Source organism: Actinomadura sp. 9N407 (assembly GCF_044326315.1).
Taxonomy (GTDB): Bacteria; Actinomycetota; Actinomycetes; order Streptosporangiales; family Streptosporangiaceae; genus Spirillospora.
This window is the reverse complement of the sequence record NZ_JBIRAW010000002.1, coordinates 335370-346965: the sequence shown is the minus strand read 5'-3', so window position 1 is coordinate 346965 and position 11596 is coordinate 335370. Positions and strand designations below refer to the sequence as shown.

Annotated in this window: 13 protein-coding genes; 10 read left to right on the top strand and 3 right to left on the bottom strand. The window is 71.8% G+C overall.

The features are described from left to right. Positions 1-57: 57 nt before the first annotated feature. Entirely contained in the window at positions 58-1032 is a 975-nt protein-coding gene (locus ACH34Q_RS04295) for a hypothetical protein (RefSeq protein WP_395981394.1), read from the bottom strand. Between the two features lie 225 nt (positions 1033-1257). On the opposite strand from ACH34Q_RS04295, the gene aroC reads away from it, so the two are divergent. From aroC to aroQ, 4 genes are all read left to right on the top strand, one after another. After that, entirely contained in the window at positions 1258-2436 is a 1179-nt protein-coding gene (gene aroC / locus ACH34Q_RS04290) for a chorismate synthase (RefSeq protein WP_395981393.1), read from the top strand. A gap of 83 nt (positions 2437-2519) precedes the next feature. Beyond that, a complete protein-coding gene (locus ACH34Q_RS04285) occupies positions 2520-3023 on the top strand; it encodes a shikimate kinase (RefSeq protein WP_395981392.1) in 504 nt (167 codons plus the stop codon). Next, positions 3020-4111: a 3-dehydroquinate synthase gene (gene aroB, locus ACH34Q_RS04280; protein ID WP_395981391.1), complete on the top strand. Its 1092-nt coding sequence runs from the start codon at positions 3020-3022 to the stop codon at positions 4109-4111. The genes ACH34Q_RS04285 and aroB overlap by 4 nt, the downstream gene beginning before the upstream one ends. 31 nt (positions 4112-4142) lie before the next feature. Then, positions 4143-4583 (top strand): type II 3-dehydroquinate dehydratase, encoded by a 441-nt coding sequence (gene aroQ, locus ACH34Q_RS04275; RefSeq protein ID WP_395981390.1) that lies wholly within the window; start codon positions 4143-4145, stop codon positions 4581-4583. 58 nt (positions 4584-4641) lie between these two features. Here the strand turns inward: aroQ and ACH34Q_RS04270 are convergent, their stop codons facing one another. After that, the gene (locus tag ACH34Q_RS04270) at positions 4642-5217 is read right to left on the bottom strand and encodes a TetR/AcrR family transcriptional regulator (protein ID WP_395981389.1); all 576 of its coding nucleotides are present in this window, start codon (positions 5215-5217) and stop codon (positions 4642-4644) included. A 116-nt stretch (positions 5218-5333) separates the two neighbouring features. Between ACH34Q_RS04270 and ACH34Q_RS04265 the strand changes: the two genes are divergently transcribed. From ACH34Q_RS04265 to ACH34Q_RS04255, 3 genes are all read left to right on the top strand, one after another. Next, positions 5334-5777: a PaaI family thioesterase gene (locus tag ACH34Q_RS04265; protein WP_395981388.1), complete on the top strand. Its 444-nt coding sequence runs from the start codon at positions 5334-5336 to the stop codon at positions 5775-5777. A 79-nt stretch (positions 5778-5856) separates the two neighbouring features. Continuing rightward, entirely contained in the window at positions 5857-6522 is a 666-nt protein-coding gene (locus ACH34Q_RS04260) for an enoyl-CoA hydratase/isomerase family protein (protein ID WP_395981387.1), read from the top strand. A 115-nt stretch (positions 6523-6637) separates the two neighbouring features. Continuing rightward, complete coding sequence (locus tag ACH34Q_RS04255; protein ID WP_395981386.1) at positions 6638-7678, top strand: LLM class F420-dependent oxidoreductase; 1041 nt, start codon at positions 6638-6640, stop codon at positions 7676-7678. Positions 7679-7738: 60 nt separating this feature from the next. Here the strand turns inward: ACH34Q_RS04255 and ACH34Q_RS04250 are convergent, their stop codons facing one another. After that, positions 7739-9244, bottom strand: coding sequence for a flavin monoamine oxidase family protein (locus ACH34Q_RS04250; protein ID WP_395981385.1), 1506 nt, complete (start codon positions 9242-9244; stop codon positions 7739-7741). 167 nt (positions 9245-9411) lie between these two features. On the opposite strand from ACH34Q_RS04250, the gene ACH34Q_RS04245 reads away from it, so the two are divergent. From ACH34Q_RS04245 to nusB, 3 genes are all read left to right on the top strand, one after another. Continuing rightward, positions 9412-10488, top strand: a complete 1077-nt coding sequence (locus ACH34Q_RS04245) for a M24 family metallopeptidase (protein WP_395981384.1) — start codon at positions 9412-9414, stop codon at positions 10486-10488. A gap of 80 nt (positions 10489-10568) precedes the next feature. Continuing rightward, complete coding sequence (gene efp, locus ACH34Q_RS04240; RefSeq protein ID WP_395981383.1) at positions 10569-11126, top strand: elongation factor P; 558 nt, start codon at positions 10569-10571, stop codon at positions 11124-11126. Continuing rightward, complete coding sequence (gene nusB, locus ACH34Q_RS04235) at positions 11126-11548, top strand: transcription antitermination factor NusB (RefSeq protein ID WP_395981382.1); 423 nt, start codon at positions 11126-11128, stop codon at positions 11546-11548. The genes efp and nusB overlap by 1 nt, the downstream gene beginning before the upstream one ends. Positions 11549-11596: the final 48 nt, after the last annotated feature.

The following is an 11596-nucleotide window of genomic DNA, read 5'->3' as shown; positions in this document are numbered from 1 at the left end:
TCGGCATCCCCGGCAACGTGATCAAGGCCGCCACGCGAGCCTTGGTGAAGGACTTCGTCACAGGAGCAGCCGCCCGATGTGGAGGGCGAACGCGCCGATCGCCTCGTCGAGGCGGGACGGGACGTTCGGATCGAGCCGGACGAGCCAGCTGCGCGTGCCCGCGCGGAGGGTGACGACCTCGCGACCTTCGGTGTCGGTCACGGTGATCCTGCTGTGGAGGCGGTTCGCCCGCGCCTCGCCCAGCGGTTCGCCGTCCGCGGAGACGAACCGGAAGCGGGCGGGATGCCGGGCGGACCGCTGGACGACGGCCCGCGTCGTTCCTGCCAGATCGAGGACGTGCAACTCCGGTTCGTGGTCCTCGTCGTCGAAGAGCGACAGGTGGAACCGCGGCCGCTCGTCGGGGCCGTGGGCGGTGCCGAACTCCCCCCGCCCGGTGCCGATCCCCGCCGGCGACCGGAACGGCGTCGGCCGGTCCGTCCTGGGCAGCGGCGCCGGACCGCCTCGTGCGGGACGCGGGCCCTCGGATCGGCGCAGCGTCAGGTGCGGGCCGCCGTCGAGCGTCGTCACCCGTGCGGGCCGCGCCCGCAGGAACGTCCCGCCCGGGACGGCCAGGAACCTCGCCTCGGCCGCCTTCCGCCGCGCGCGCCCGCGCCACAGCAGCAGGCCCGTTCCCCCGTACACGACCGTGAACCAGCCGACACCGATCACGAACCCGGGCGTCGCCGCCGGGTTCCCGGCGCGGGCCCCGAGCAGCCCGACGCGCACGGGCACCTCGCGGGAGACGTCATCGTCGTCGACACCCGAGATGTGGCCGCGGCGCGGCTCACCGCCGGGTGCCGTCCACGTGCCGTCGCACCTGGTGGTGCCGCTGCTGGTCCGGCTGCCCGAGGAGGGCCGATAGTGGCACTCGGTCACCCGCGCGCCGGCCGAATAGCCGAAGGCGTGGCTGGAGATGAGAAGCGCGGGATAGGCGAGCGATGCCAGTGCGAACGCGACCAGCATGCCGATGGCGATGATCCGAACTCGCGTCATGGTCGACCACTCATCTACCTGTCCTCCTCGAGGCCGGGCGGATGCGCGCGCGGGCGAGTCGCCCAAGGGGGTGTCGATGGGATGAGACGTGCCGCCCGGGTGTCACGTTCCCGCCGTTCGGCCGAGATCCGTGCCCGGCTCCGAGGCGCTGACCGGCCCGGCCCGTCTCACAGGCTGAACGGCCCCGTGCGCGGGAGGGGTACGGGAGATGGGAGGATTGGCCCCATGCTGCGCTGGTTGACCGCGGGGGAGTCCCATGGCCAGGCCCTCACCGCCATTGTGGAGGGCCTGCCGGCAGGCGTGCGCGTGACCTCGGACGATATCGCCGAGGCCCTGCGCCGCCGCCGGCTCGGGCATGGGCGGGGCGCCCGGATGAAGTTCGAGCAGGACAAGGTCACGATCCTCGGCGGCGTCCGCCACGGCGTGACGCAGGGCGGGCCGATCGCGATCGAGGTCGGCAACAGCGAGTGGCCCAAGTGGGAGACGGTGATGTCGGCCGATCCGGTCGACGCCGACGTACTCGCCGCACAAGCCCGCAATGCCCCGCTGTCGCAGCCGCGGCCCGGCCATGCCGATCTGGTCGGCATGCAGAAGTACGGCTTCGACGACGCGCGTCCCGTCCTCGAACGGGCCAGCGCTCGCGAGACCGCCGCCCGGGTCGCGCTCGGCGAGGTCGCCAGGCAGTTCCTGCGGCAGGCGCTCGGCGTCGAGGTGCTCAGCCACGTGATCTCGCTCGGCGAGATCGCCGCACCGGACGGCGTGCTGCCCGAGCCGGACGAGCTCGCCGCCGTCGACGCCGACCCGGTGCGCTGCTTCGACCCGGAGACGGCCGCCGCGATGGTCGCGCACATCGACGACCTCAAGCGGTCCGGCGACACGCTCGGCGGCGTCGTCGAGGTCCTGGCGTACGGGCTCCCGCCCGGCCTCGGCAGCCACGTGCACTGGGACCGGCGCCTGGACTCCCGGCTCGCCGGGGCCCTGATGGGCATCCAGGCGATCAAGGGCGTGGAGCTGGGCGACGGCTTCACCACCGCCCGCCGGCCCGGCTCCCGGGCCCATGACGAGATCGACGGCACCGCCGAGGGCATCCGCCGCCGGACCAACCGCGCGGGCGGCGTCGAGGGCGGCATGACCACCGGCGAGGTGCTGCGGGTCCGCGCCGCGATGAAGCCGATCTCCACCGTGCCGCGCCGGCTCGACACCATCGACGTGCTCACCGGCGAGCCCGCCAAAGCGATCAACCAGCGCAGCGACGTGACCGCCGTGCCCGCGGCCGGGGTGGTCGCCGAGGCCATGGTGGCGCTGGTGCTGGCGGACGCGGCGCTGGAGAAGTTCGGTGGCGACTCGGCCGAGGAGACCGCCCGCAACCTGAGCGGGTTCGTATCGGCCCTGACCATCAAGTAGAGCAGCCCTCGATCAGAGCGGCCTCAGGTAGAGCGGCTCGAGCAGAGCGGCCCCAAGCAGAGCGATCAGCTGGAAGCGGAGACATGGTGCGACCCAAGGCGGTCCTGATCGGGCCGCCCGGCTCGGGCAAGAGCACGATCGGCGCGGCGCTGGCGGAACGGCTCGGGCTGCCGCTGCGCGACACCGACGCCGACGCCGAGGCGGCGGCGGGCAAGCCGATCGGCGAGATCTTCATCGACGACGGCGAGGACGCCTTCCGGGAGCTGGAGCACCGGGCCGTCCGCGCGGCGCTGGCCGAGCACGAGGGCGTGCTGGCGCTCGGCGGCGGCGCGGTGCTGCACGCTGAGACACAGGAGCTGCTGGCCGGGCACACGGTCGTCTACCTGCGGGTGGGGCTGGCCGAGGCGATCAAGCGGGTCGGGCTGGCCTCGGCCCGGCCGCTGCTGGTCCTCAACCCGCGCAGCCAGCTGCGCAAGCTGCTGGAGGAACGGCTCCCGGTCTACGAGCGGCTCGGCACCCTGCACGTCGACACCGACGGCCGCGAGCCCGGGGAGATCGTCGAAGAGATCCTCAAGGAGCTCTCGTGAGCACGCCGGGGGACGCCCCGTCCCGGGTGCACGTGGGCGGGGCCGACCCGTACGACGTGGTGATCGGCACCGGCGTCCTCGGCGAGCTGCCCGGCCTGGTCGGCCAGGGCGTCCGTACGGTCGCGCTCGTCCATGACCGCAGCCTCCCCGAGATCGCCCGCCCGGCCGCCGAGGCCCTGGAGCAGGCCGGATACCGCGTCGAGGCGCTGCCCGTACCGGCCGGCGAGGCGGCCAAGGAGGCCGGCGTGCTCGCCGGGCTCTGGTCGCGCTTCGCCGAGCTGGGCATGACCCGCTCGGACGCGATCGTCGGCGTGGGCGGCGGCGCCACCACCGACCTGGCGGGCTTCGCCGCCGCGTCCTGGCTGCGCGGCGTACGGAGCGTGCTCGTCCCCACCACGCTGCTGGGCATGGTGGACGCGGCCGTGGGCGGCAAGACCGGCATCAACATCCCCGAGGGCAAGAACCTCGTCGGCGCGTTCCATCCCCCGGCCGGTGTCCTGTGCGACCTCGGCACGCTGCGGACGATGCCGCACGAGGACTACATCAGCGGGCTCGCCGAGATCGTCAAGGCCGGCTTCATCGCCGACCCCGCGATCCTCGACCTCGTCGAGGACGACCCGCGGGGCGCCGCGTCCCCGGCCGGCCCGCACACCCGCGAGCTGGTCGAGCGCGCCGTACGGGTCAAGGCCGAGGTGGTCTCCGCCGACCTCAAGGAGGCCGGCCTGCGCGAGATCCTCAACTACGGGCACACGCTCGCGCACGCGATCGAGAAGGCCGAGGACTACCGGTTCCGGCACGGCCACGCCGTCGCCATCGGCATGGTGTACGCCGCCGAGCTGGCCGCGCTCACCGGACGGCTGGGCGCCGACGTGGTGGAACGGCACCGTTCCGTGCTGGCCTCCACGGGCCTGCCCACCTCGTACGGCGCGCGGGACTGGCCCGCGCTGCGCGCCACGATGACCATCGACAAGAAGTCGCGCGGTTCCCTCCTGCGGTTCGTCGTCCTGGACGGGCTGGCCGAGCCCGGCCGCCTGGAGGGTCCCGGCGAGGACCTCCTGGAGGCCGCGTACCGGAAGGTGGCCGGATGAACCGCGGGCGAGCACGGGAGCGAGGGCGAGCATGAGCCGGGTACTGGTGCTGAACGGTCCCAACCTGCGGCGCCTCGGCGTCCGCGAGCCCGACGTGTACGGGGCGCGGTCGTTCGAGGACCTGACCGCCGTGTGCCGCGACGCGGGCCGCCGCCTGGACCTCCAGGTGGACGTCCGGCAGACCGACGACGAAGCCGAGATGATCGCCTGGGTGCACGAGGCGGCCGACGCGCGGCTGCCGATCGTGCTCAACCCGGCGGCGTTCACGCACTACTCGTACGCGCTCAAGGACGCACTGGCCCAGCGCACGGCCCCGCTGATCGAGGTGCACATCTCCAACCCGGCGGGCCGCGAGGAGTTCCGGCACAACTCCGTGGTCGCGAGCGTGGCGACCGGCACGATCGCCGGGTTCGGCTTCATGTCGTACGTGCTGGCCCTGCAGGCCATCGCCGAACTCCTCGCCGAGCAGTAGCCCCTAAGGGCTCGCCTCAGGCGGCTGACACAGGCGGCTGACACGGGCGGCCCGCCCCTCAGCGATCGGTCGCGGCGGCGCGGGCCATCTCCTTCAGCTCGAAGACGACCTCGTCCAGCGGCTGAACGTCCCGCTTGGCGCGGCACATGATGGTGGCGCCCTCCACGGCGGCGACGATCAGGGTCGCCAGCCGGTTCGCGCGCTCGTCGGGGACGCCGGCGTTGCCCAGCCCGGTGGCGAGCGTGTCCTGCCAGCGGTCGAACGCCGCCGCCGCCGCGGTGGCCAGTTGCGGTGCCTCCTCGTGCGACTCGACCGTGACCGCGACCACCGGGCAGCCGGCCCGGAACTCGCTCTTGATCAGCACCTGCCGCCACCAGCCGACGAACGCGTCCACGGCCGAAGCGGCGTCGCCGCCCTCGACGGCGGCCTGGATGCCGGAGTTGAGGAACTCCCCGGCGTAGCGCACGGCCTCCTCCGCCAGCTGCACCTTGCCGCCGGGGAAATGATGGTAGATCGACCCGCGCGGGGCGCCGCTGTGCGTGATCACGTCGCGGAATCCCGTCCCGCTGAAGCCCCGCTCGCGGAAGAGATAGGCGGCGCTGCGCACCATGCGTTCCCGGCTGTCCGTCCCCATGGCACCGATTATGACATTCATCATACAGTTCTGGCGCTGACCATGACGGACGTCATAGTATGTCCGAAAGTTGTATGACGACCGTCATAGAACGTCCCATCGCAGGAGGGCATCGTATGGAGCCGGCGGGGCTTGTCCAGCTCAGAGAGCTGATCGATCAGGGGGCCGAGCAGGGGATCGGGGTCGGCGGCCTGCTCGGGATGACCGCCGAGAGTCTGGAGCCGGGACTGGTGGTCTTCGGGATGCAGCCGAAGGCCGCGTTCAGCAACCCGCTCGGCACCGTGCACGGCGGCATCCTGTCCACCCTGCTGGACTCGGCGATGGGCTGCGCGGTGCACACCTCGCTCCCGGACGGTGCCGGCTACACCACCCTCGAACTCAAGGTGAACTTCGTCCGGCCGGTGCCCCTGGACGGCGGCCGCTTGCGCTGCGAGGGCCGTACCGTCCACATGGGCCGCAAGGTGGCCACCTGCGAGGGGCGGATCACCGCCGCGGACGGCAGACTGGTGGCGCACGGAACCGCGACCTGCATGGTCTTCCCGCCGGCTACCGACCAGTAAGGTGCGGTCCGATCAACCCACACGAATTTGATCGGCCCACACGAATCCGATCAACCCATACGAAGGGCAGGGGTCCGGCGTGATCGACCTCAAGCGCGACGGCGACGTGTTCGTCCTGCGGTTCGACAACGGTGAGAACCGGTTCAGCCCGGACTTCCTGGACGCCGTGGACGGTGCCCTCGACGAGGTGGAGAAGGCGGCCTCGCCCCGCGCGCTGATCACCGTGGGAACGGGCAAGTTCTACTCCAACGGCCTCGACCTCGACTGGCTGGGCGCCAACAGCGACAAGTTCGAGGAGTACCTGGGGCGCGTGCACGCGATGTTCGCGCGCGTGCTGGAGTTCCCGGCCCCCACGATCGCGGCCGTCAACGGCCACGCGTTCGCGGGCGGCGGCATGCTGTCGCTGGCGCACGACTTCACCGTGATGCGCTCGGACCGGGGCTACTTCTGCCTGCCCGAGGTCGATCTCGGGATGAACTTCACGCCCGGCATGTTCGCCCTGATCCAGTCCCGGCTGACCCCGGCGACCGCGCACGAGGCCATGGTCACCGGGCGCCGCTACACGGCGGAGCAGGCGCTGGACGCCGGGATCGCGCACCGGGCGGCGCCCGAGGACGAGGTGCTGCCGGCCGCTGTCGAACTCGCCGCGTCGCTGGCGGGCAAGGACGGCGCGACGGTGGGCAAGATCCGTACCGGGATGTACGGCCCGGCTCTGGCCGCGCTGCACGGGCCCGCATTGGGCTGACCCCTGGGCGGACGGCCGCCCGGGGACTAGGTTACGTTCGACTGGAATCAGATTCGGTTTCGTACGGTTCATCGTCCAGCACGACGATCAGCAGAGCACGAGGAGAGGACGCCGGATGCGCATCGGGATGGGGCTCAGCTACGCGGGCGGTTTCAAGGAGACCGTCGGGGAACTGGCCGACTACGAGAAGGCCGGCCTCGACATCGTCTTCGTCGCCGAGGCCTACAGCTTCGACGCGGTGAGCCAGATGGGCTACATCGCCGCCAAGACCGAGCGGCTGGAGATCGCCTCCGGCATCCTGCCGATCTACTCGCGGACCCCCGCCCTGATGGCGATGACCGCGGCCGGCCTGGACTTCGTCTCCGACGGCCGCTTCACCCTCGGCCTGGGCGCCTCCGGCCCGCAGGTGATCGAGGGCTTCCACGGCGTGCCGTACCACGCCCCGCTCGGCCGGACCCGCGAGGTCATCGAGATCTGCCGCAAGGTCTGGAAGCGCGAGCGCCTCCAGCACGAGGGCAAGTACTACAACGCGCCGCTGCCGGCAGGTGAGGGCACCGGGCTGGGCAAGCCGCTCAAGCTGATCAACCATCCGGTACGGTCCGACATCCCGGTGCTGGTGGCCGCGATCGGTCCCAAGAACGTCGAGCTGACCGCCGAGATCGCCAACGGCTGGGAGCCGATCTTCTACATGCCGGAGAAGGCCGCCGACGTCTGGGGCGACGCCCTGGCCGCGGGCAAGGCCAAGCGCGACCCCGCCCTCGGTGAGCTGGACGTGGTCGGCCAGGCCACGCTGGCGATCGGCGACGACGTCCAGGGCTTCCTGGAGTTCGGCCGCCCGATGGCCGCGCTGTACATCGGCGGCATGGGCGCCAAGGGCAAGAACTTCTACAACGACCTCTGCCGCCGGTACGGCTTCGAGAAGGAGGCCGAGGAGATCCAGGACCTCTACCTGGACGGCAAGAAGGACGAGGCCGCGGCCAAGGTCCCGGCCGAGTTGCTGGAGAAGATGTCGCTGATCGGCTCCGAGGGCCATGTCCGCGAGCGGCTGGCCGCCATGAAGGAGTCCGGCATCACCACCCTCAACGTCACCCCGATCGCCGGCGACCACAAGGGCCGCCTGGCGCTGATCGAGAAGGTCAAGGACATGGCCCAATAGTCTCTGATCAGGGGTCTGGGGGCGTCTTCCCCCGAGGGAGACGTCTCTGACCCGCCCCGGTCACAGGGCGGCGTGGACCTCTTTGGCGACGCGTTCGCCGGAGCGGATCGCGCCGTCCATGTAGCCGGTCCAGAATCCGGACGTCTCGGTGCCGGCCCAGTGGACGGGCCCGCACGGGGCGCGCAGGGCGGCGCCGAAGTCGGTGAGCACCCCGGGCGCCGCGATCCCGACCGGGCCGCCGCCGCTCCACACCTCGTTGTCCCAGCGCTGGTACGCCGTGCGGGCCGGGTTCGCCGCCTTCTCCCCGAAGAGCAGGGTGAACGAGTCGAGCCCGGCCTTGCGGATCGCGGCGGGGGAGGCGTCGTCCAGCGCGCGGATGTTGCTCTGGTTGATGAAGCCCATCAGGATGCCGCGCGAGCCGTCCGGCGGGCTGTTGTCGAACGTCGTGTCGACCGCCCCGCTGTCGGCGACCGACTGGCCGGTGAGCCCGTCGGCCCGCCAGAACGGCGTGTCGTACACGCCGACGAACTTGGCCACCGAGCCCATCGGGTAGCGCTGCATGAGCTGCATCCGGTTCGCGGTCAGTGCCGGCGAGAAGTCGATCTTCGCGGCGATCGCGGGGGACATCGCCACCACGACCCGCTGCGCGGCGACCGTGATCCCGTCGGCGGTCACCGTGACCCCGCCCTCGCCGGTGACGACGCTCCGTACGGGCGCGTTGTAGCGCACCCGGTCGCCGAGCCTGGCCGCGAGCCGTACCGGGATCTCCTGGGAGCCCCCCACGAAGCGGGTCTCCTGGGCGCCGTTCTTGGTGTTGATCAGCCGGTCGACGTTGCCCGGAGTGCTCTCGTTGCCCGCGGCGGCGATGTAGTGCAGGACGTACAGCAGCGACACGTCCCGCGAGCGCACCGACAGCGTCGCGCTGATGAACGCGTCCAGCAGGAAGCGCGCGCCCGAGCTGAGCGAGCTGGACCGCGACCAGGTGTGGAACGTCTGGCTGTCCCATTCCTCGGCCTTGGCGGCCTTCCAGGGCTCGCCCACCGGGACGGTCTTGGCCATGTTGCCGAGCGCGAGCATCGCGAACTGCAGGTCGATCACGCCCCAGTCGGGCGGTACGGACCCGAGCAGCCCGTCGGTGGCGTACAGCGACCGCTTGCCGTTGCGGTAGTAGACGTTCTTGCCGGTGTTGTACGTGGTGAACGTCGCGACACCGAGCTCCTGGGCCAGCGCCGCGATCCTGTCCTGGGTGGGGCCGATGAACTCGGCGCCGCCCTCGCTGGTGGTGCCGTCGCCGAGGGGCAGGCCGTAGACCCGGCCGCCGGGCCGTTCCCTGGCCTCCAGGACGATCACCGACCGGCCGGCGGCGATCAGGTCCCGGGCCGCGGTCAGGCCCGACAGCCCGGCGCCGATGACCACCACGTCGGCGGACACGGACGCGTTGCCCGCCGGTTCCGTACGGGCGGCGGCGGGCGCGGCGGGCAGGGCCGCGAGGGCGGCGCCCGTGGCGGCGGTCAGCGCGCCCGTGCCGAGCATCCTGCGGCGGCTGATTCCGGTGGTTCCGGGCAAGGGATCTCTCCTCGGGGGAAGGGCCGCCGCGTCGGCGGCCGCGGAATCGATCACCAGCGCCGCCACGCTAGGCCACTTCCGTACCGAAATCGAGATTTATTCATGTTCTGAGACGGCACCGAGATGATCCGCGCGGGGCACCGGGCGGGGTGAAATACAGTTCGCCCATGGGAGACCAGTACCAGCGGCGGCGCGGCGCGCTCGCCGCGCGCATCGCCGCCGACGCCGACGCCGTTCTGATCACCAAGCTGGTCAACGTCCGCTACCTGACCGGCCTGGCCAGCTCCAACGCCGCGCTGCTGGTACGGGCCGGCGGCGAGGCCGTGCTGGCCACCGACTCGCGCTACGCGGGGACGGCCGGCCGGGTCTGCCCCGAGCTGGACCTGATCGTCGAGCGGCCCACCGCCGAGGCCCTCACCACCCGGGCGGCCGAGACCGGCGTCCGGCGGCTGGCCTTCGAGGCGCACGCGATGACCGTCGAGAAGCACGCCGCGCTGACCGCGCTCGACGGCCGGCTCGCGTTCGCGCCCGCCGGGCACCAGGTCGAGGACCTGCGCCGGGTCAAGGACGAGGACGAGATCGCGCTGCTGCGCGAGGCGTGCGCGATCTCCGACCGCGCGCTGGCCGAGGTCCTGCCCACCCTCGGGGCCGGGCTGACCGAGCGCGAGGTGGCCATCGCGCTGGACCGCCGGATGATCGACCTCGGCGCCGACGCCATCGCGTTCGACACGATCGTCGCCTCCGGGCCCAACGGCGCGATCCCGCACCACCGTCCCGGTGACCGGGTGCTGGAACGCGGCGATCTGGTCACGATCGACTTCGGCGCGCTCAAGGGCGGCTACCACGCCGACATGACCAGGACGGTCGCGATCGGCGCGCCCGGCGGCTGGCAGCGCGACCTCTATGACCTGGTGCTGCGCGCCCAGCTGGCCGGGATCGCCGCGGCCGTACCGGACGCCGACACCAAGGACGTCGACGCCGCCGCGCGCGACCTGATCGTGGCGGCCGGGCACGGCGAGGACTTCCCGCACGGGCTGGGGCACGGCGTCGGCCTGGAGATCCACGAGGCACCGCTCATGGGGTACGACAAGACCGGTAAACTGACGGACCGAGTTCCGATCACCGCCGAGCCCGGCGTCTACCTCGCGGGCCGGGGCGGGATCCGTATCGAGGACACCCTGGTCGTCCGGGCGGACGGGCCGGAACTCCTGACCGAGACGACCAAGGACCTGCTCGTTCTGTGACGCCCGCCCTCCGCACCGGAGGACGGGGCGGCGAGCACCGGAACGACCGAGGCGGGCGGGTCCCGCCAGGAGAGGACGCTGTGGCGACGACGAACGACCTGAAGAACGGCATGACGCTGAACCTCGACGGCCAGCTGTGGACCGTGACGGAGTTCCAGCACGTCAAGCCCGGCAAGGGCGGCGCGTTCGTCCGTACCAAGCTGAAGAACGTGCGGTCGGGCAAGGTCGTCGACAAGACCTTCAACGCCGGCACCAAGGTCGACGTGGCCAGCGTGGACAAGCGGGAGATGCAGTACCTCTACCGCGAGGGCGAGGACTTCGTCTTCATGGACACCGAGACCTACGAGCAGCCGCACATCCCCGGCGCCATCGTCGGCTCGGCCGCCGACTACCTGCTGCCCGAGCAGAACGCGGTGATCGCGTTCAACGACGAGGACCCGCTATACGTCGAGCTGCCCGCGGCCGTCGTGCTGCAGGTGACCGAGACCGAGCCCGGCCTGCAGGGCGACCGCTCCACCGGCGGCACCAAGCCGGCCACGCTGGAGACCGGCGCGCAGATCAGCGTGCCGCTGTTCATCACCACCGGCGAGAAGGTCAAGGTCGACACCCGCTCCGGCGACTACCTCGGCCGGGGCTGATGAGCGCTAGGACCAAGGCCCGCAGGCTGGCGCTCGACATCCTGTTCGCCGCCGAGCTCCGCGAGGAGCGGCCGAGCGAGGTGCTGGCCCAGCGCGGCCGGCCCAACCAGGACGAGCTGTCGGAGTTCGGGCACGCGGTCCGGCTGATCGAGGGCGTCCAGGAGCACGGCGAGCGGATCGACGAGCTGCTCTCCACCTACGCCACCGGCTGGACCCTGGACCGGATGCCGGTCGTCGACCGCAACATCCTGCGGATGGGCACGTTCGAGCTGCTGTGGGTCGACGACGTCCCGGACGGGGTCGCGGTCAGCGAGGCGGTGGCGCTGGCCACCGACCTGTCCACCGACGAGTCTCCGCGCTTCGTCAACGGGCTGCTGTCCAGACTCCAGCAGCTCAAGCCCTCCCTCACCCTGGAGACCTGACTAGGGTGGGAGTGGATCAGGTTCCGGCACGACAGTAGTTCCGGCACG